Raw genomic sequence first — 18,092 nt, forward strand, 5'->3', positions numbered from 1 at the left:
CAGACCGGCGGAGCTTAGTTTCCGCCAGGTTTGCGTTTGCCGGCAGGCGGTTTTCCACCCTTCTTGAAGGCTGGTTTTCCGCCTTTCGGGCCGGCCTTTCCGGCGCCCTTGGGGCCACCTTTCCCGGGTTTGCCCTTGCTGCGCATCGGGGGCTTCCAGCCGTCCTTGGCGTGCACTTTGGAGAACTTCTTCGCAGGCCGTGCGGGTTTCTCCCGGTCGTCCTGGATGTAGTCCGTCTGCGGGGAAGGCGCGCGTTCAGCCGGGGTGGCGTCTTCCGGGGCGGATTTCTTCTTGTAGGGCTTCTTGCCGGAGAGGTGGCGTGGGGCATCCGGGTCATACGGCTTCTTGCGCAGGCGCGGGGCCGGGCGCTCGCTGCGCTCATCGCGGTCGAAGCGGTCATTGCGGTCGAAGCGGGCAGGCGGCGGGGTGCCATCGAGCGGCGAGGCGCGCAGGCCCTTTTCCACCGAGCCGCCCTCACCGATCGTCTCGAAGAAGCGCGCTGCGGCCTCACGGGTGAGCTCCACATGCGTGTCGGACGGATTGATGCGGATTGCGCCGATGTCGTCACGGGAGAGACCGCCTGCCTTGCAGAGGACCGGGAGGATCCAGCGGGCTTCCGCGTTCTTCTTGCGGCCGACATTCAGCTGCACCCAGACCGCATCGTCGAAGCCTTTGCGCTCTGTCTTGTTGCGTTTCTCGCGCGGCTCGCGCTCAGGCCGGTCGCCGCGCTCACCGCGTTCGCGGCGTTTCGGCGGGGTGAGGTCGACTTCGCGCAGGTCTTCCGGTGCAGAACGGCCTTCGCGCTGTTTGCGCAGGAAGGCGGCCGCGACCTGTTCGGGCCCGTGCTGTTCCAGCAGCGCGTCGATCATGGCGCGCTCGCTCTCATGAATGGGGCGGGTGAGGGACGGGTCTGCGAGCAGGCGCGCATCATCCAGCGCGTTGATCTCGTCAGCCGATGGCGGTGTGCCCCAGGTCGCTTCGATCCTGGCGTCGCCCAGCAGGCGCTCGACGCGGCGGCGGGCCTTCGGGGCCACGATCATCGCGCTGACGCCCTTGCGGCCAGCCCGGCCAGTCCGGCCGGAACGGTGCAACAGGGTCGCCGGATCGCGCGGCAGGTCTGCGTGGATGACAAGGCCCAGATTGTCGAGGTCGAGGCCGCGGGCGGCAACGTCGGTGGCGATACAGACGCGGGCGCGGCCATCGCGCAGGGCCTGCAGGGCGTTCGAGCGTTCCTTCTGGCTGAGTTCGCCGGAGAGGGCGACGACCGGGAAGCCGCGATTGCCCATACGGCTCATCAGCTTGTTGACGGCGGCGCGGGTCGTGCAGAAGACGAGCGCGCTCTCGCTGTCGGAGTGGCGCACGATGTTGACGATGGCGTTCTCTTCATCGCCCGGGGCCACCAACAGCGCGCGGTATTCGATGTCGCCATGCTGGCGCTGTTCGGATTCCGTCTTCACGCGCAGGGCGTCTTTCTGGTAGCGCGCGGCGAGGTTGGCGATGCCTTTCGGCACAGTGGCGGAGAACATCAGCGTGCGGCGCGTTTCCGGCGTGCCTTCAAGGATGTGTTCCAGCTCTTCGCGGAAACCCATGTCCAGCATCTCGTCGGCTTCGTCCAGCACGACGACACGGATGCCGGCGGTGTCCAGCGAGCCGCGCTTGATATGGTCCGACAGGCGGCCCGGCGTGCCGACGACGATATGCGCGCCGCGGGCGAGGGCCTTACGCTCGTCGCGCATGTCCATGCCGCCGACGCAGGTTGCGATACGTGCGCCGGCCGGGCCGTAGAGCCAGGTCAGCTCGCGGGCGACCTGCATGGCGAGTTCGCGCGTCGGCGCCACGATCAGGGCGAGCGGGGTTTCGGCGCGGGCAAGGCGGTCTTCCTCGCCCAGAAGGTCGCCGGACATGGCGATACCGAAGGCGACGGTCTTGCCAGAACCGGTCTGTGCGGAGACGAGCAGGTCGCGCCCGGCGAGCTCTGCATCGAGCACGGCGGTCTGGACCTGGGTGAGGCTTTCATAACCCTTATTGGCAAGGGCTTCGGCGAGGGCCGAGGGAACGGACGGATAAGCGGACATGTAAAGGCTTTCGGGGGTTGGGCTGTCAGGGATCGTCATCGAGGCACGATCGACCTGTCAGAGGGAGTTTGCGGCCCTATGACACGTTTTTGCGCGCTGCACCATGGGCACGCGCAGGGCGTTCGTTAATGCCCGGTACCGCTAACAGGCCATCAGACCTCCACGTCCAGTCTTTCGATGCCGCGGAAGAAGGGCAGGGCGCGCCAGGCGATGTCCTGTTCCGGCAGCTTCATGTCCGGATAGCGTTCGAACAGTTTCTGGTAGACGCGTCGGGCCTCCATCCGGGCCAGCGGGGCGCCGATACAGATGTGCGGCCCGCCGCCAAAGGCAACATGGCTGGCGCGTTTCTTCGTGATGTCGAACGCCTCCGGCGCCTCGAAGGTCTCCGCGTCGCGATTGGCCGAAGCAAGCGAGCAGAACACGACCTGATGTTCCTTCACCGGGCAACCAGCCACTTGCTTGTCGGCTTCGGCAATGCGGGAGGTGGCAGAGACCGGCGCCTCATAGCGCAGCACTTCCTCGACGGCCTGTGCGGCAAGGCCGGGATCGGCCTTCAGCGCAGCGAGTTGCTCAGGATGCGTCAGGAATAGCCAGACACCATTGCCGATCAGGTCTGTCGTGGTGAGGTTCCCGCCGACGAGCAGCGCCTGAAGATTGATGCGGACTTCATCATCCGACAGCGGAGCTTCGCCAGAGGCCTGTAGCTGAACCATGTCGGTGATGAGATCGTCTTCCGGTCCTTTGCGGCGGCGCTCCATCAGTTCGGTGAAATAAGCGTCGAGCGCTGCGCCGCCCGCCATCATGCGCTCGGTTTCTTCCGGGGTGCGGACCGGGTTCAGGCCGAGGATGACTGCCTCTGACCATTCGCGGAAGTCTGCGAGGCGATGTTCATCGACACCAAGAATGCGGGCGATGACCGTCACCGGGATGGGCACGGCAATCTCGGCCATCAGGTCGAACACGCCCGAGGCCGGGGCGGCATCGATCGTGTCGTCAACGATGGCTTCGATCTGGTCCTTCATCTTGTTGATGCGGGTGTAGAAGGCCTTTGCCAGCGGCGGGCGCACGCGGGCATGGTCCGGATCATCCATGAACAGGATGGAGGTGCGCCGCGGGTTTTCCTCGTCGACCAGCTGCCGCGAGATCGAGCCTTCTTCCGCATTGAGGGGATGGCGGACGAAACTGCGGTCGTTCACCGTGGTACGGACATCGCCATAGCGGGTGAGGAACCAGGTCTTCGCCATCTCGTCGCGCATGACGGGGCAGTTCTCGCGCAGGGCTTTAAGTGGCGGGTGAGGATCGCGCCGCGCCTCCGGCATGAAGGCCGTCACTTCGATGATGGATTGCGGCACCTTCGGGCTTGCGCCCAGATCGTCGGCCATTCTTTCCTCCCGGATTTATATATTTTCCGGGAGAATAGCACAGGCGCACCAAACGCGCAGCGTGCCGCAGCGTCAGGCGAGTGAGCGCGGAATACAGCTGGCGGTGGCCTGAGCGAGCAGCGTGCCGTCTTCCGTGGAGAGGAAGCCCTGCGTGAAGATGGCCTGCCTGCCTTTGCGAACGACTTCGCCGCGCCCGATCAGGCGCACGCCGACTGGAACCGGACGGATGAAGCTGGTCGTCATCTGAAGGGTCGGTGCCATGGCCGGGCCATCCTGAACGATTGATCCGGCGACGCTCATGACTTCATCCAGTGCGGCCGTGACGAAGCCGCCTTGCGCGGTGCCGCCGGGATTGGTGGCCTCGGCCGGCAGGCAGAAGGCGGCCTCGGCCCAGCCTTCCTTCTCGTCGAAGGCAATCAGGTCGAAGCCGACAAAATCGGTTGCGGGCGGGCGCGTCCCGTCACCCAACACGCCTTCCCAATAGGCGCGCTTGTCGAAGCTCATTTGGCAAGCCGCTTGAACGGCATTGGCAGGGCGGTGGCGGAGGCCTTGGCGACCATTCTGCCGTCCGGGTCGAAACATTCCGCTTCCATGAAGGCCGCGGATTTTCCGAGGCGGACGATGCGGGCATCGACCCAGGCCTTGCCGGGCATCAGGCGCGTCAGGAAGCTGGTTTTCATCTCCAGTGTCGGGGCCGTCATTGTGACGTTGGATGCAATGATCACGCAGGTGCTCATCGCTTCGTCCAGCATGGCGGAGATGAAGCCGCCTTGCACCGCACCGGTCGGATTGGCGAAGGATGGGCTGACGTCGAACTCCATCCGTATGCGCATGGCATCCTGCTCGACCTCGATGAGCTTCATGCCCAGCGTGTCGGAACAGGGGGGGCGCTTCTTGGAGCCCTGGAAGCGGGCCAGCATGTCAGCGTCGCTGAGGCGGGGTTTTTCAGTCTCTGACAATCGTCCGGCCTATTTGCGGCGGAAGGCGTCGAGATTGACGACCGTGCCGGCATCGCTGGTCGGGGCAGCGTCTGCCTCGTCATGCGTCTCTTCCAGTTCGGAGGCCGGAGAGATGACGGCGGCGTCCTTCTCCTGCGCTTCGAAGGTCAGGCCGAAATTCACGGACGGATCAACGAAGCGCGTTATGGCGGCATAAGGCACAAACAGGTGCTGCGGCACGCCGGAGAATTTCAGGATGATCTCGAAGTGGCCGTCATGGACTTCGAGGTCCCAGAACTGGTGCTGGACCACAATCGTCATGTCGACCGGAAAACGCTCGACCAGGTAATCGGCCATGCGCACGCCCGGGGCCTTCGAACGGAACGTGATGTAGAAGTGGTGGTCACCCGGCAGGCCGCCATTCGCCTTGGCGCGCTTCAGCGCTTCGCGGACGACGCCGCGCATGGCTGCCTGGGTGAGCGCTTCGTAACCGATATAGTCCGTCATGGCGCGGTGCTGATCCCCATCAAGTTTCTTGCTTGTTCTATTCGTCACAATATTCCTCCGGCCGCGTGCGGGCAACGGGCTTCGCACAATGCGCGAGCAAAAAGCTGTACTTCGCGCAGCGGCGCATACCGGGGCGGGAATGCGCCGGAAATGCAACGGACTAGCCGGGAAACAGGGTCAGTAATTTGCGGGCGGATCGCTGGCCGGGAAGGATTCGTCGCTTTCTTCGTCGACCTTGTCCCAGTCTTTGGGCGGGTCTTCCATGTTTTCCGGACCGGACGGGCGAATCTTCTTGTCGGCCGTTTCGGTGTCGTGATTCTTCTCGGTTTGAGGGCTCTTGCCTGTCATTTCGGTTTCCTCCTTTCGCGGGGAGTAGGGAACCAACGCGTGAAGACGCCAAAAGTTTCGGCCTATGGCCAAGACAGAGCGGTCCGCCTAGGTTTCACGCCAGAGAGACAGTGGAGTGAAGGAACAGCCATGCAGATGCCGGAAAAGGGACGCGACTGGGCGGATGTGCGTCAGGAAATGATCAGCCGCGGCGGCGGCGATGCGCAATGGCGCGACGGGCGCACGGCTGTTTACGTCTTCAATGCGGGCCATGATGTCGAACAGGTCCAGCAGGAAGCCTACACGCTCTATATGGCCGAGAACGGCCTGGGTCCGATGGCTTTCCCGAGCCTTGCGCAGATGGAGAAGGAAGTGATCGGCATGGGCCTCGGCCTGCTGCACGGGCCGGAGGGGGCGACCGGGGCGATGACGTCCGGCGGCACGGATTCGATCACCATGGCGATGAAGACAGCACGCGACTATGCGCGGTCAAAGGGCAAGCCGCGCGAGGGGCATAATGTTGTGCTGCCGCAGTCGGCGCACCTCGCCTTCGACAAGGCCGCGCACCTGATGGACATCGAGATCCGCCGCGTGCCGCTGAAGACCGATGGCAGCTACGAGGCAGACCCTGCCGCGATGGGCGAGGCAGTGGATGAGGCGACGGTGATGATGGTCGGCTCGGCGCCGAACTTCCCGCATGGCATCATCGACCCGATTGAAGCGCTGGGCGACGTGGCGGCCAGGAAGGGTGTCTGGCTGCATGTCGATGCCTGCGTCGGCGGGTATTTCGCGCCGTTTGCGCGGATGAACGGCGTGCCGGTACCGGCCTTCGACTTTGAAGTCCCGGCCGTCCATTCGATGAGCGCCGACCTGCACAAATATGGCTATTGCGCCAAGGGTGCCTCGACGGTGCTGTTCCGCTCGGAAGAACTCTACAATTTCATGCCGTTCGACATGGCTGGCTGGAGCGGGGCGCCGATGAAGACGCCGACGCTGGCGGGCACCCGCCCGGGCGGGGCGATCTCTGCGGCCTGGGGCGTGATGAACACGCTGGGCGTGGAAGGCTACAAGCGCCTGCAGGGGCAGGTCTGCGCGACGCGCGAAAAGATCGAAGAGGGGGTGAAACGGCTCGGCTTTGAAATTGTCGGCAATCCGATGCTCGGCCTCATGGCCTTTTACCATCCGGATGCCCATGCCTTCGCGGTATATGGCGAAATCTTCCGGCGCGGCTGGTTTACCTCCGTCACCAAGGAACCGCCGAGCCTGCACCTGATGCTGAGCCCCAAGCATGCCGATGTGGCCGATGCCTATCTCGCCGATCTCGAAGCAAGCCTCGCGGCGGTCAAAGCAGGTGCCGACGACCCGAAAGTGGAAGCGCGCTACAGCTGAGGCCTAAAGGATCGGGCTGGCGAGGCGGAGGATGTTTTCCAGGAATTTGTGCCATTCCGGGCGCTGTTCCCATCCGTCGAGATCCAGCGGCGTGCTGTTTGCCAGATAAGCATCTGAGTGTTGCCACAGCGTGGCGCTCGTCGCGGCATCATAGATGACCATGGTGAGTTCCAGATTCAGGTGGAAGCTGCGGACATCGATGTTCAGCGTGCCAAACAGGGCGATCTCGTCATCGACCAGAACCAGCTTTGTGTGCAGCAGGCCGCCGCGATACCGGATCAGGCGTACCCCGGCGCGCAGCAGCTCCCTGTAGGATGACTGGCTGGCGAACTGGGCGAGGCGGGAATCGAGGCGTTCGGGCACGATGATCTCGACCTCGATCCCGCGTTTGGCGGCCGAGACCAGCGCCAGCTGAACCGCGGGATCCGGAATGAAATAGGGCGAGACAATGCGCAGCCGCCGCTGCGCGCTGAAGATGGCGGAGACGAACACTTCGTAGATCGTCGAATTGCGCATTTCCGGGCCGGAGGGCAGCACCTGCATGCTGACGGGCGTGCCGGCATCAAGGCTGGCCGCGGTTTCGTCGCGGCGCTTGATGGTCAGGGCATTGAGGTCCGCCCGGCCAATCTGGTGGCCGACACTGTCGAACAGATAGTCGGACAGGCAGACCGATTTCAGCGCATCGACGACCGGGCCTTCCACGCGCATCATCATGTCGACCCATTCGCCGACCCCGCGATCCGCCTTGAACAGTTTCGGATCCGCCAGATTGTAGCTGCCGACATAGCCGACGTGCTGGTCGCAGACGAGGATCTTGCGGTGATTGCGAAGGTCTGACCGGCGGAAGAAGGAAGAGAACAGATTGACCCGCAGGGAACGGACGATCCGGACACCCGCCTTGCGCAGGCGCTTTGGCCAGTGGGTCCGGAACAGGGCCTTGGAACCGAAATCGTCTGCCAGGATCTTGCAGTCCACACCCCGCAGCGCTGCGCGTTCGACCGCTGCCAGCACATCGGCGACGCGGCCGGCCGGATCGAGGATGTAGAATTCCAGAAAGATGCTGTCTGACGCAGCATCAATATCGGCCTGCATGGCCGCATAAAGATCCCCGGCATCGGCATAAAAGGCCGGGGAGAGGCCCGTCAGGACCGGAAAGCCGGTATCGGCCTGGATTGAGCGGGACAGGGCTGCATAGCGGGGAATGCGGGCAATGTCGGGCGGGATACTGGCCGCGTCGATGCTGAATACCTGCATGAAGAAACTGCGCAGGCGCTCGCTCATCTGCATCCGCTGCCTGCCCAGTCGGTGATCCCCGAACAGGATATAAAGCACCACACCCACCACAGGCAGGCCGAACAGGAGAAACAGCCAGACCAGGGTCGTGTTCACCGCCAGCTTGCGGTAAAGCAGGCGCACTGCCGCAAGCACCGAAAGCGAGAAGTGCACGAGAAAGGGTATGGAACTGAGAAGAGGAATCATCTGTCCAGCCTGACAATGCGTGACGCCCTACCTTGTCCTGTCCGAACCGCCAAAGGAAGACCGTGCCTCTGAAACTGCTCACCTGGAACATTCAGGCCGCCATCGGAACGGCCCGCTTCTCGGATTACCTGACACGGGCGCACCGGCAGGTGTTTCATACGCCGGCCAAGGCGGACACGCTCGAAACCATCGCCGAAACCCTCCGCGAGACAGACCTTGTCTGCCTTCAGGAAGTGGACCTTGGCGGCCGGCGGGCAGGGTATCGCTGTCAGGCCAATGCGATTGCGGCGCGCTCTGGGCATGACCATCTGGCGATCCAGGAAAACCGGGTTATCCGGGGCATCTCCCGGCATGGCAATGCGATCCTCAGCCGGTTTCCCTTGTCGGATGTGCGAGACCTGAAACTGCCGGGCCGTGTACCGGGGCGCGGCTGCCTGATCGCGACAGTGGAAGCGGAAACGCGCTTTGACGTTGCCTGCGTGCATCTCAGCCTTGGCCGCCGTGACCAGGCGCTGCAGCTGGACTTTCTCTCCCGCCACCTTCCGCGCAATGGCCGCTGGGTGGTGATGGGGGACTTCAACTGCAGCCTGCATGCGAGCCCGGCCGAGGCATTTCTTGAGAAGATGCACGCCCGTTTCGACCGGCAGCCGGAGCCGACCTATCCCTCGTGGCGGCCGTTGCGGGACTATGACCACATCCTGACCGGACCGGCACTGGCGCTCGGCCAGTACCAGCCCGGCCCGGAAATCTGTTCCGACCATCTCAATGTGACAGCGGAAATGGAGCTGGCCTGACCAGCGCCGCTCGTCGCCATATTCCTGCCGCCAGTCATGGTCTATGTTCGCGATCTGAACGCAAGTCGAAGGGGACGCGATATGAAAACAGGATTTCTGACAGCGGCAGGCCTCGCGGCCGCACTGGTGCTGAGCGGCTGCGGCGGCAAGGACGATGTGCAGGGCAAGACCGGGGAAGACATCACGGCGAAGTCTTCCGCAAAGGACATCGGCGAAGCCTATATCAATGAAATGACGCGCATCGCCGACGCGCTGGAAGGGGTGGACGACGAGGCGAGCGCCAAGTCAGCCGCGAAGAAGATCAAGGTCGCCGTCGATGGCCTGAACCAGATGTCTGAAGAACTGGACGGCGAGATTTCCGGCGTCAAAGGCATGCAGATTTTCGGCGGGCGATATGCCGAACTGGTTCAGGTGCAGGGACGCATTGCAACATCCATGATCCGCATCCAGTCAGAGCATCCGGAGCTGATGGATACGATCAGTGCCGAGATGGACCGGATGGAGAACTAGGTCGCTGCAGCGCCGGATTTTACGCCGATAGCCTGCATCGCTTCTGCGGCAATTTCGAACGAGCGTAGCCGCGCACTGTGATCGTGGATCTGGCCGGTGAGGATCACCTCGTCCGGGCGGTGGCGCTCGATCAGGGCGGAGAGTTCCGCCTCCACCTTGTCCGGGCTGCCCGAGGCCGAGATCCGGAGCGCCCGGTCGACCTGTGCGACCAGTTCGGGCGGAGCGATGTCGTGAATGTCGTCGACCGGCCGCGGCAACGGCCCCGGCCGTCCGGTGCGCAGATTGATGAAGGCCTGCTGCATGGACGTCTTTAGCCGCATGCCTTCGGCGTCGCTGTCCGCGCCGAACACGTTGATCGCCAGCATGAAGCAGGGCTTGTCGGTGACGCCGGGGTTGAAACGTGCCCGGTATATTTCAGCTGCCTGTTCCAGCGCGTCCGGCGCAAAATGCGAGGCGAAGGCATAGGGCAGGCCGAGATGGGCGGCGAGCTGAGCGCCGAACAGGCTGGACCCGAGCATCCAGACGGGCACATGCGTGCCGGCACCAGGAACGGCCTGAACCTGCTGGCCTGGCTCGGCAGGCTGGAAATAGCCCAGCAGCTCGACAACGTCCTGCGGGAAATTGTCTGCGTTCTGCATGCCCCGGCGCAGGGCGCGCATGGTGGCCTGATCGGTGCCGGGGGCGCGGCCGAGGCCAAGATCGATGCGGTCCGGATAGAGCGTTGCCAGCGCGCCGAACTGTTCGGCCACCATCAGCGGCGCATGGTTCGGCAGCATGATGCCGCCCGCGCCGACCCGAATGGTCGAGGTTTTTCCCGCCACATGTCCGATCAGGATGGAGGTCGCCGCCGAGGCGATGCCGGTCATGTTGTGGTGTTCAGCCATCCAGTACCGGCGATAGCCGAGGCGTTCTGCATGGCGGGCAAGGTCCACCGTATTGGCGAGGGCCTCGGCCACCGTATGGCCGGCGGGGACGGGGGAAAGATCGAGCACCGAATAGGGGATCATCAGCCTGGCTCCTCTGCCTTGAAGCGGCAATATGGGGCCGCAACAGGCAAGCCGGTACCCCTGCTGACGCGGGGAGACTGCAAGCGAACCCGCTTTTTCCGGGACCTGACCTTGCGTGAACACATCTGGCGGCCCGGCCAAATCGTAATAAACTCGTTTGTGTTCCTGCCTCGAAAGGCTCTGCCATGATCACGCTGCATCATCTGGAGAAATCCCAGTCCATCCGCATCCTCTGGCTGCTGGAGGAGTTGGGCGTACCCTATGAGGTAAAGCTCTATGACCGGGACCCGCAAACACGACTCGCCCCGGCGGAATACAAGGCGATCTCGCCGCTTGGCACCGCGCCGGTAATTACCGTGGATGGCACCGCGATGGCGGAGACCAACGCCATTGTCGACTATATCTGCGACCTGCACGATGACGGGCGCCTCCGCCCCGCGCCGGGCACGCCGGACCGGGCGCGCTACCTGTTCTGGTTCCACACGTCCCAGGGCAGCCTTCAACCCTTGTTGACGAACAAATTCGTCATGACGGCGATGACCATGCGAGCGCCCTTCCTGATGCGGCCGGTGGCGAAAGCGCTGGTCGGCGGTCTGGACAAAGCCTTCTTCACGCCGCGCCTGACCGCCCTGATGAGCGAAATCGAGAAGCAGCTTGGCCAGACGAAATGGTTCGCGGGGGAAAACCTGACCGCGGCCGACATCGTGATGGGCTATTCCATGGAACTGGCCGCCCACCGCGCCGGTATGGACGAGGCGAACTTCCCGAACGCCCACCGATTCCTGAAACAGATGCGCGAAACACCGTCCTATCAGCGCGCCATGGAGAAAGACGGGAAGGGAACCATCCTTCTCTAGGAGACCTGCTCCAAGCGGGTCAGTATTCCATCTTGGCAGACAGGTTCAATTCGTAGCAATGCTCGCCTGGTGTCTCGCGCGCTTCGCCGAGATCCGGAACGACATAGCGGGACGAATAGACCAGGTAGTTGCCGCTGTCATGAAATGCCGTCGCGAAGTCGCCGCAGATATGGGTCACTTCGCCTGCCTCCCGTTTGAGGCGGAAATACTCATCCGATATCGGATCTTTCTGAATATCGGCCATCGCGCATACATTTGTTTGTTTCGCCGGAGACGCTGCCTTCGATAACTCTGCTTCGACAATTGTCAGGTCTTCGGGGATGTCCCCGAATTCCTGATAATAGCAGGCGAGTGCGACGGCGGTTCCGGCCATGGCCGTGGCCCGGGCCCGGTCTTCCTTTTCCTTGCGGGCTTCGCCCGGTCCGCCGGTGATCGCAATTCCCGCGACACAGGCGGCAACGATGATGCCGACCAGGGCGCCGCCATAGAGCGTGTGCTGGCTATAGGCCATTGGCTTCGTCCTGTTCGGCATGGGTGATGAAGTATCCGAAGATGCCGCCGGCAATCGCTGCGACGACCAGCGACTTCAGGGTGAAGCGCCAGGTCAGTTCCCCGTTCAGGAAGTTGTAGACAAGGGAGATCGCGTCTCCGACCAGAACCATGCCGGCGATGACCAGGCTGATATAAATCAGCCATTTGCGAATACGGGATCTTTGCAGGGCCGGGTTTTCTTCCCGGGCCTTAAGGAGGATGCGGGCCAGCCACAGGAAGAGGGGGGTACCGACGATCAGGCCGGAAATCGCGCCCCGAATCTGGCTGTCCAGCATTCCGGCGCGATAGCTTTCTTTCTCCAGCTGGTCCGGTACGACCTTGTCGATCAGGGCGAACAGGAGGGAGCCGAGATTGAAGGCGACGACGCCAAGCAGGATGAAAAAGAGCAGGTAAAAGAACGCCTCCCGCGCCGAGAGGTAGGCCGAAGGTTTCGGTACAGCGACCGGAAAGGCGACATCGGAGTAGGCCTCGAGCGCTTCGTCGACTTCCTGTTCCCGCCAGCCAGCGGTCAGGAGCGCCGAACGGATGCCGCTCCGGTCCTGTCCTTTTTCAAGGGCTTCTTTCACGAATTGAGTCAGCGTGCTGTTCGCCATTGGCGGTTTCCTCCCTGCCTGCTCAGAGGCATGTCCTGCACACGCTGAGATTGAGCCGGAGCGCCTCGCTTTGCAAGCAATTCGGGAGGGAAAGTGGAGGCTTCTGTTGCCAGGCGCCTCCGGGCCCCGCCTAGGGGTCTGAAGCCCTAGGAGTTAAGTTCGGTAATCATCCGACTGCTTACGCAGCCATCAGTTCACCTTCAGCAAAGTTGTCGTTTGCAACTATGTTGATTTGGGCTTCTGAGGGGGCCCAATCCGGCGAAGGCCTCGTCTTTACACGTCCGTCGATCCTATTTCGGCCCCGTCAGAAACAGGCCCGGTGAAAAGGCCTGAACCTGCTTTTGGTGGAGCCGCCGGGTACCGCCCCCGGGTCCGAGCCGCTTATTACACGCGCGTTTATCGCCATAGTCCGTAGACCCTTCCAATATAGGGGCAGAGGACCGCCGATGAAAGGGGGGCGATGAAACTGGGAAAGCTTAGTCCCGTGCGGCGGCGCTCTCGTCACGCAGGCCCTTGAATTCCGATGTCGGCTTCAGGTCGGGCCAGGCGGTGGAATTGGCGAGGTCCTCGGTCAGGTCCAGGAACAGTTCCACATCCTGCGCCGCGCCGCGCAGGTCCCAGTCCGGGTCCCAGGCGTCGTTCTGATTGTGGTAGCGGTTGGCAATATAGTCCGCGACCCATTCGATCCCGGCTTCCCGGCCGCCGTCCACGAGGTCCGGTCCGCCGGCAATTCCCATGATCAGCAGCACCGGCACGCCGCGGCGGGCGAGGGAGAAGTGGTCTGCGCGATAGAACAGGCCGTTCTCCGGCAAGCCTTCGGGAGACACCGTGCGACCCTGTTTTGCTGCTGCGGCGGCCATCATCTCCTCAAGCTCGCTCTGGCCTTCGCCGACCTGGATGACATCTTTTGCCGGGCCAGCCGTTTGCAGGATGTCCAGCGTCAGATTGGCGACAGTTGTTTCGAGCGGATAGATCGGGTCCTGCGCGTAGGCTTCCGAGCCGAGCAGGCCGCTCTCTTCGCCTGTCCAGGCAGCGAAAACGACCGTGCGCTCAGGCGCCGGTCGGGCCTTCATGTTGCGGGCAATTTCCATGATGCCGGCAAGACCGAGCGCATCATCGTTTGCGCCGGGCCTCACGACGCGGCCCTGCTTATCCGGAATGCCGATGCCGAAGGCATCCCAATGTCCGGACAGCATGACGGTTTCGCCGGGCCGCTTGGTCCCGGTAATTTTGCCGAGAACATTCTGGCTTTCGACCGTTTCCACAGACAGACCCAGATCCGCATTGAAGCGCAGGTCATCCAGGGTGAACGCCTGAAAGTCGCGCTTGCGGGCGGCGGTTTTCAATTCGTCCAGATCGTATCCGGCCTGCGTCAGCCATTGGCGGGCCATGTCCTCATGCAGCCAGCCGCGCAGGTCGAGCGCTGGTTTTGCCGGGCCGTTGCTGGCAACGGTATAATTCTCGCCAGGTGAGGACGCGGCAACATTCCAGCCATATCCGGCAGGCTTGGTTTCGTGGATGACAAAGGCGGCAACCGCACCGCGGCGAGCGGCCTCCTCATATTTGTAGGCCCAGCGGCCATAATAGGTCATGCGGCGGCCCCCGAAGACGCCGGCGACCGGGTCGTCTTCCGCGACACCGAAATCCGGGTCGTTTACGAGGAAGAGCGCCACCTTTCCGGTCAGGTCCATGTCGCCATAATCGTCCCAGTCACGCTCGGGCGCGCTGGCGCCGAAACCGACAAATACGATCGGCACATCCGCTATGGCGATGTCCTCGCGCGGATTGGGGGAGCTTATATTGATGTCCAGCCCCTGCCGGAGCGGGATCTCTGTGTCGCCCTGGCTGACATTCAATGTCCGAATATCGTTCACGACGGAGTGTTTGAGGGTGACGGGATCGGTCCATTTTCCGTTCCGTCCGCCGGGTTCAAGGCCGAGGTCCTTGAAGCGCTCGATCAGGTAGGCGACCGTCTTGGTCTCGCCTTCGGTTCCGGGCGCGCGGCCCATGAATTCATCAGAGGCGAGCACTTTCACCGTCTCGGACATGTTTTCAGTGCTGATGGGGCTCTCAGGGCTGATCGTGGAGGTGTCCGCCGCGACGTCCGTATCGGGGGCTGGTGTGCAGGCCATCAAAATCATGCCTGCACTTGCGGATGCCAAAATCGCTCTGATCATTTGCGCTACTCTTCAGGATTTGCGTGGCCGGGCGTCCGGCCGGTGGGATAGGTGAGGGGGTTAGTAAAGCACATCGCTCTCGCCGCGTTCGCCGAAGCCGTCGGCGATGAGGCTGGCGATAGCGGTGACCGCTTCTGCGGCGTCCGGGCCATTGGCGGCAAGTTCGACTTCGCAGCCCTGCGCGGCGACCAGCATCAGAAGGTCCATGATGGAGCGGGCGTCGGCTTCCTGGCCGTCATGGCTGACGATGACGGTGGCCTGGAAGTCGCTGGCCAGTTTGGAGAGTTTGGCAGACGCGCGCGCGTGCAGGCCCTTGCGGTTCACAATGGTCACGCTTTGGCGGGCTTCGGTCACGGCGTTCTGCACAGGGCTCCGGGTCAATTCGATTTGGCGAGGAGTTCGGAGGCGATATTGATATAGCGCCGGCCCGCATCTGCGGCGGTCTGGGCCGCTTCGCCAAGTGGCAGTTCGTCGCGCACTTCGGCCAGTTTGATCAGCATGGGCAGGTTCACGCCCGAGATGACTTCGATATTGCCAGCACTCATGATCGACATGGCCAGGTTGGACGGCGTGCCGCCGAACATGTCGGTGAGGATGATGACCCCCAGGCCGACATCGCAGGCCTTGGCCGTATCGCGGATCTGTTCGCGCCGGGCCTCAATATCGTCTTCTGCCTCGATGGAAATCGACTTGAATCGCATCTGTTCGCCCACGACGTGTTCCGTCGCAGCGACCAGTTCCTTCGAGAGTTTGCCGTGGCTGACGACGACAATGCCGATCATGCCCGTCCTTTCGGGTTACGTGACGAATTTGTCATGCTGCCATGGCGAGTATGGCCGTCAACCCGGATTCAGCTGTGCGGTGTGTCGCTTTCTCAGCTGCCGTTGCCCGAAAGCCCCAGCACATCGTCCATGCTGTAGAGGCCGGGCTTTTGGTTAAGAGCCCAGAACGCTGCTTTCATTGCACCTTCCGCGAACATCGCGCGGTCCAGCGATGTGTGGCTCAGCGTGACGATTTCGGTGTCGGAGCCGAAGCTGACCGAATGCTCGCCGATTACCCCGCCCATGCGGCGGACGGAAAAGCCGATCTTGCCACGCTCACGGGCCGCGTCGGGACCATCATAGGGGCCGGTGCGCAGGTCATCCAGCGAGGCGCCGCGCCCTTCGGCGGCCGCTTCGCCCAGCATCAGCGCCGTGCCGGACGGGGCATCCACTTTCTTGTTGTGGTGAGTTTCCAGCACTTCGATGTCCCAGTCCGGACCGAGGCTGGCGGCCGCGCGGCGGATCAGGGTTTCCAGCAGCTTGATGCCGAGCGCGAAGCTGCCGGACTTGACGATGGCGAGGTCTCCGGCCGCGGCTTCCAGCGCCTTTTCCTCGGCGGGCGAAAAGCCGGTTGTGCCAATGATTGCAACACGTACAGGCGTATGTTTCAGCGCTTCCAGCGCCGCGATCGTGGCGGCGGGGCGGGTGAAGTCGAACCAGACATCGGCCTTGGCTGCCGCGATGACCGGGTCGGATGACGGCTTCACGCCGAGGTTCGGCAGGCCTGCCAGCTCCCCGATGTCGGTATCCAGATGCGGCGATCCGGCGACTTCTGTGCCGCCTGCAACCGTCAGCCCGTGGCGGTGGGACACAGCCGCCAGCTGGCGGCCCATGCGGCCGGCTACACCTGCAATGGCAACGGCGAAGGAATCGGAAGTCTGGTCAGTCATGGCGCCCTTATAACCGGGTTTCGGCACAGGGGAACGGGTATGCGTAATTGACGGGAGTCCGCCCTTGCGCCGGGTAAGCGAAGCTGAAATGTTCCGCGCGTCTCTGTCCGCGGTTCCACCATGAAGAACACCATGTATGGACCGTGAATACACCATTTATACATCGAGGAGTTTCCCGACATGAAAACCCGCGCCGCCGTCGCCTTTGAAGCGAAGAAACCACTCGAAATCGTCGAGCTTGACCTGGAAGGCCCGAAGGCCGGCGAAGTTCTGGTCGAGATCATGGCCACGGGCATCTGCCACACAGACGCCTACACGCTGGACGGGCTGGACTCAGAAGGCATCTTCCCGAGCATCCTCGGCCATGAAGGCGCGGGCATCGTGCGCGAAGTTGGCGCAGGCGTCACCAGCGTGAAGCCGGGCGACCACGTCATCCCGCTCTACACGCCGGAATGCCGCCAGTGCAAAAGCTGCCTCTCGGGCAAGACCAACCTCTGCACCGCGATCCGCGCGACGCAGGGCAAGGGCCTGATGCCGGACGGCACCAGCCGGTTCTCCTACAAGGGCCAGACGATCTACCATTACATGGGCTGCTCGACCTTCTCGAACTTCACCGTTCTGCCGGAAATCGCGGTCGCGAAAATCCGCACCGACGCGCCCTTCGACAAGGCCTGCTATGTCGGCTGCGGCGTCACCACGGGCGTCGGCGCCGTGACCAATACGGCCAAGGTTCAGGTGGGCGACAATGTCGTCGTGTTCGGCCTTGGCGGCATCGGCCTCAACGTGCTGCAGGGCGCGAAGATGGCAGGCGCCGACAAGATCATCGGCGTCGACATCAATGACAGCAAGGAAGAGTGGGGCCGCAAATTCGGCATGACGCACTTCGTCAATCCGAAGAAGACCAAGGACGTCGTCGCCCACCTTGTCGAGCTGACCGATGGCGGCGCCGACTATTCCTTTGACTGTACCGGCAACACGGATGTGATGCGTCAGGCGCTGGAATGCTGCCATCGCGGCTGGGGCACCTCGATCATTATCGGCGTGGCCGAGGCCGGCAAGGAAATCAGCACACGGCCATTCCAGCTGGTGACGGGCCGCAACTGGCGCGGCACGGCCTTCGGCGGCGCCAAGGGCCGCACCGACGTGCCGAAGATTGTCGACTGGTACATGAACGGCAAGATCCAGATCGACCCGATGATCACGCACGTCATGAAGCTCGACAAGATCAACGACGCCTTCGACCTGATGCATTCCGGCGAGAGCATCCGCAGCGTGGTGGTTTACTGATGCGGGGCCTCGGCGTGCGTCGTTACCTTGGCGCGGCGGCGCTGGGGCTGGCTCTGTTCTCGGCAGGGGCTTCTGCACAGGCGGAAACGGCGCCGGAAGCAAAGCTCTACCTGTCGGAGACGTATAACGAGACCGCCGATCCGGCAGCCGATGTCCAGCAGGCAATCGCGGTGGCGGATGGCCGCCGCATCCTGCTGGAGGTCGGCGGGGACTGGTGCGTCTGGTGCAAGATCCTCGACAAGTATCTGGAAGACAATGCCGATGTCCGTGAGGCGTTCGGCGAGAGCTTCATGATCGTGAAGGTCAATTTCAGCCGCGAGCATCCGAACACGGAATTCCTGGGCGCCTTTCCGGACGCCGAAGGCTATCCGCATTTCTATGTGCTGGACGCCGATGGCAGCTTCCTCGCCTCGCAGGGGACGGCCGAGCTGGAAGAGGGCAAGGGATATAATCGCGCCCGCATGCTGGAATTTGCAGAGCGCTGGCGCAAAGACTGAGGAGGCGGGG

The 18,092-nt window shown here is 63.0% G+C and carries 20 protein-coding genes and 1 other RNA gene; 6 read left to right on the top strand and 15 right to left on the bottom strand.

Translation table 11 applies throughout. From position 1 onward, the window contains the following. Window positions 1-14 precede the first annotated feature (14 nt). From HJA_RS07670 to HJA_RS18530, 6 genes are all read right to left on the bottom strand, one after another. Window positions 15-2,075 (bottom strand): DEAD/DEAH box helicase, encoded by a 2,061-nt coding sequence (locus HJA_RS07670; RefSeq protein ID WP_035580823.1) that lies wholly within the window; start codon window positions 2,073-2,075, stop codon window positions 15-17. A gap of 152 nt (window positions 2,076-2,227) precedes the next feature. Next, window positions 2,228-3,457, bottom strand: coding sequence for a cytochrome P450 (locus HJA_RS07675; RefSeq protein WP_051597490.1), 1,230 nt, complete (start codon window positions 3,455-3,457; stop codon window positions 2,228-2,230). A gap of 72 nt (window positions 3,458-3,529) precedes the next feature. Further along, complete coding sequence (locus HJA_RS07680; RefSeq protein ID WP_035580392.1) at window positions 3,530-3,961, bottom strand: PaaI family thioesterase; 432 nt, start codon at window positions 3,959-3,961, stop codon at window positions 3,530-3,532. Next, the gene (locus HJA_RS07685) at window positions 3,958-4,416 is read right to left on the bottom strand and encodes a PaaI family thioesterase (protein ID WP_035580396.1); all 459 of its coding nucleotides are present in this window, start codon (window positions 4,414-4,416) and stop codon (window positions 3,958-3,960) included. The genes HJA_RS07680 and HJA_RS07685 overlap by 4 nt, the downstream gene beginning before the upstream one ends. A gap of 9 nt (window positions 4,417-4,425) precedes the next feature. Continuing rightward, window positions 4,426-4,902, bottom strand: a complete 477-nt coding sequence (locus HJA_RS07690) for an SspB family protein (protein WP_035580399.1) — start codon at window positions 4,900-4,902, stop codon at window positions 4,426-4,428. A 177-nt stretch (window positions 4,903-5,079) separates the two neighbouring features. Next, the gene (locus HJA_RS18530; RefSeq protein WP_206741696.1) at window positions 5,080-5,250 is read right to left on the bottom strand and encodes a hypothetical protein; all 171 of its coding nucleotides are present in this window, start codon (window positions 5,248-5,250) and stop codon (window positions 5,080-5,082) included. A gap of 129 nt (window positions 5,251-5,379) precedes the next feature. Here HJA_RS18530 and HJA_RS07695 point away from each other — a divergent pair, with 129 nt between their 5' ends. Next, window positions 5,380-6,618: a pyridoxal phosphate-dependent decarboxylase family protein gene (locus HJA_RS07695; protein WP_035580402.1), complete on the top strand. Its 1,239-nt coding sequence runs from the start codon at window positions 5,380-5,382 to the stop codon at window positions 6,616-6,618. 3 nt (window positions 6,619-6,621) lie between these two features. Here HJA_RS07695 and cls read toward each other — a convergent pair whose 3' ends face one another. Next, a complete protein-coding gene (cls, locus tag HJA_RS07700) occupies window positions 6,622-8,097 on the bottom strand; it encodes a cardiolipin synthase (protein ID WP_035580405.1) in 1,476 nt (491 codons plus the stop codon). 62 nt (window positions 8,098-8,159) lie between these two features. Here cls and HJA_RS07705 point away from each other — a divergent pair, with 62 nt between their 5' ends. Both HJA_RS07705 and HJA_RS07710 read left to right on the top strand, forming a co-directional pair. Next, on the top strand, window positions 8,160-8,891 hold the full coding sequence (locus tag HJA_RS07705; RefSeq protein ID WP_206741697.1) for an endonuclease/exonuclease/phosphatase family protein: 732 nt from the start codon (window positions 8,160-8,162) through the stop codon (window positions 8,889-8,891). Between the two features lie 81 nt (window positions 8,892-8,972). After that, the gene (locus HJA_RS07710; protein WP_035580408.1) at window positions 8,973-9,401 is read left to right on the top strand and encodes a hypothetical protein; all 429 of its coding nucleotides are present in this window, start codon (window positions 8,973-8,975) and stop codon (window positions 9,399-9,401) included. On the opposite strand, the gene HJA_RS07715 is transcribed toward HJA_RS07710, so the two are convergent. Continuing rightward, complete coding sequence (locus tag HJA_RS07715) at window positions 9,398-10,408, bottom strand: LLM class flavin-dependent oxidoreductase (protein WP_035580411.1); 1,011 nt, start codon at window positions 10,406-10,408, stop codon at window positions 9,398-9,400. The two genes, HJA_RS07710 and HJA_RS07715, sit on opposite strands and share 4 nt — an antisense overlap. A gap of 185 nt (window positions 10,409-10,593) precedes the next feature. On the opposite strand from HJA_RS07715, the gene HJA_RS07720 reads away from it, so the two are divergent. Continuing rightward, window positions 10,594-11,265 carry a glutathione S-transferase family protein gene (locus tag HJA_RS07720; protein WP_035580414.1) on the top strand — a complete coding sequence of 224 codons (672 nt, stop codon included), beginning with the start codon at window positions 10,594-10,596 and terminating at the stop codon, window positions 11,263-11,265. Between the two features lie 19 nt (window positions 11,266-11,284). Here HJA_RS07720 and HJA_RS07725 read toward each other — a convergent pair whose 3' ends face one another. From HJA_RS07725 to dapB, 7 genes are all read right to left on the bottom strand, one after another. Next, window positions 11,285-11,776, bottom strand: a complete 492-nt coding sequence (locus tag HJA_RS07725) for a hypothetical protein (RefSeq protein WP_035580418.1) — start codon at window positions 11,774-11,776, stop codon at window positions 11,285-11,287. Further along, the gene (locus HJA_RS07730; protein WP_035580420.1) at window positions 11,766-12,410 is read right to left on the bottom strand and encodes a DUF5671 domain-containing protein; all 645 of its coding nucleotides are present in this window, start codon (window positions 12,408-12,410) and stop codon (window positions 11,766-11,768) included. The genes HJA_RS07725 and HJA_RS07730 overlap by 11 nt, the downstream gene beginning before the upstream one ends. A 92-nt stretch (window positions 12,411-12,502) precedes the next feature. After that, window positions 12,503-12,866: a transfer-messenger RNA gene (gene ssrA, locus HJA_RS18370) on the bottom strand. 20 nt (window positions 12,867-12,886) lie between these two features. Continuing rightward, window positions 12,887-14,587 (bottom strand): M20/M25/M40 family metallo-hydrolase, encoded by a 1,701-nt coding sequence (locus HJA_RS07735; protein WP_081814595.1) that lies wholly within the window; start codon window positions 14,585-14,587, stop codon window positions 12,887-12,889. 60 nt (window positions 14,588-14,647) lie between these two features. Further along, window positions 14,648-14,941 carry an HPr family phosphocarrier protein gene (locus tag HJA_RS07740; RefSeq protein WP_035580423.1) on the bottom strand — a complete coding sequence of 98 codons (294 nt, stop codon included), beginning with the start codon at window positions 14,939-14,941 and terminating at the stop codon, window positions 14,648-14,650. Window positions 14,942-14,964: 23 nt separating this feature from the next. After that, window positions 14,965-15,369: a PTS sugar transporter subunit IIA gene (locus HJA_RS07745; RefSeq protein ID WP_035580425.1), complete on the bottom strand. Its 405-nt coding sequence runs from the start codon at window positions 15,367-15,369 to the stop codon at window positions 14,965-14,967. A 92-nt stretch (window positions 15,370-15,461) separates the two neighbouring features. Beyond that, window positions 15,462-16,298: a 4-hydroxy-tetrahydrodipicolinate reductase gene (gene dapB, locus HJA_RS07750; protein WP_035580427.1), complete on the bottom strand. Its 837-nt coding sequence runs from the start codon at window positions 16,296-16,298 to the stop codon at window positions 15,462-15,464. A 180-nt stretch (window positions 16,299-16,478) separates the two neighbouring features. Between dapB and HJA_RS07755 the strand changes: the two genes are divergently transcribed. Then, a complete protein-coding gene (locus tag HJA_RS07755) occupies window positions 16,479-17,585 on the top strand; it encodes an S-(hydroxymethyl)glutathione dehydrogenase/class III alcohol dehydrogenase (protein WP_035580429.1) in 1,107 nt (368 codons plus the stop codon). Beyond that, the gene (locus tag HJA_RS07760; protein WP_051597491.1) at window positions 17,585-18,082 is read left to right on the top strand and encodes a thioredoxin family protein; all 498 of its coding nucleotides are present in this window, start codon (window positions 17,585-17,587) and stop codon (window positions 18,080-18,082) included. Before HJA_RS07755 ends, HJA_RS07760 begins: the two co-directional genes overlap by 1 nt. Window positions 18,083-18,092 lie beyond the last annotated feature (10 nt).

This window comes from Hyphomonas jannaschiana VP2 (assembly GCF_000685215.1).
Classification (GTDB): domain Bacteria; phylum Pseudomonadota; class Alphaproteobacteria; order Caulobacterales; family Hyphomonadaceae; genus Hyphomonas; species Hyphomonas jannaschiana.

Coding starts and splice junctions, on each gene's coding strand:
- HJA_RS07670 (WP_035580823.1), bottom strand. CDS start 2,075: ATGTCCGCTTATCCGTCCGTTCCCTCGGCCCTCGCCGAAGCCCTTGCC.
- HJA_RS07675 (WP_051597490.1), bottom strand. CDS start 3,457: ATGGCCGACGATCTGGGCGCAAGCCCGAAGGTGCCGCAATCCATCATC.
- HJA_RS07680 (WP_035580392.1), bottom strand. CDS start 3,961: ATGAGCTTCGACAAGCGCGCCTATTGGGAAGGCGTGTTGGGTGACGGG.
- HJA_RS07690 (WP_035580399.1), bottom strand. CDS start 4,902: ATGACGGACTATATCGGTTACGAAGCGCTCACCCAGGCAGCCATGCGC.
- HJA_RS18530 (WP_206741696.1), bottom strand. CDS start 5,250: ATGACAGGCAAGAGCCCTCAAACCGAGAAGAATCACGACACCGAAACG.
- HJA_RS07695 (WP_035580402.1), top strand. CDS start 5,380: ATGCAGATGCCGGAAAAGGGACGCGACTGGGCGGATGTGCGTCAGGAA.
- cls (WP_035580405.1), bottom strand. CDS start 8,097: ATGATTCCTCTTCTCAGTTCCATACCCTTTCTCGTGCACTTCTCGCTT.
- HJA_RS07710 (WP_035580408.1), top strand. CDS start 8,973: ATGAAAACAGGATTTCTGACAGCGGCAGGCCTCGCGGCCGCACTGGTG.
- HJA_RS07715 (WP_035580411.1), bottom strand. CDS start 10,408: ATGATCCCCTATTCGGTGCTCGATCTTTCCCCCGTCCCCGCCGGCCAT.
- HJA_RS07720 (WP_035580414.1), top strand. CDS start 10,594: ATGATCACGCTGCATCATCTGGAGAAATCCCAGTCCATCCGCATCCTC.
- HJA_RS07725 (WP_035580418.1), bottom strand. CDS start 11,776: ATGGCCTATAGCCAGCACACGCTCTATGGCGGCGCCCTGGTCGGCATC.
- HJA_RS07730 (WP_035580420.1), bottom strand. CDS start 12,410: ATGGCGAACAGCACGCTGACTCAATTCGTGAAAGAAGCCCTTGAAAAA.
- HJA_RS07735 (WP_081814595.1), bottom strand. CDS start 14,587: ATGATCAGAGCGATTTTGGCATCCGCAAGTGCAGGCATGATTTTGATG.
- HJA_RS07745 (WP_035580425.1), bottom strand. CDS start 15,369: ATGATCGGCATTGTCGTCGTCAGCCACGGCAAACTCTCGAAGGAACTG.
- dapB (WP_035580427.1), bottom strand. CDS start 16,298: ATGACTGACCAGACTTCCGATTCCTTCGCCGTTGCCATTGCAGGTGTA.
- HJA_RS07755 (WP_035580429.1), top strand. CDS start 16,479: ATGAAAACCCGCGCCGCCGTCGCCTTTGAAGCGAAGAAACCACTCGAA.
- HJA_RS07760 (WP_051597491.1), top strand. CDS start 17,585: ATGCGGGGCCTCGGCGTGCGTCGTTACCTTGGCGCGGCGGCGCTGGGG.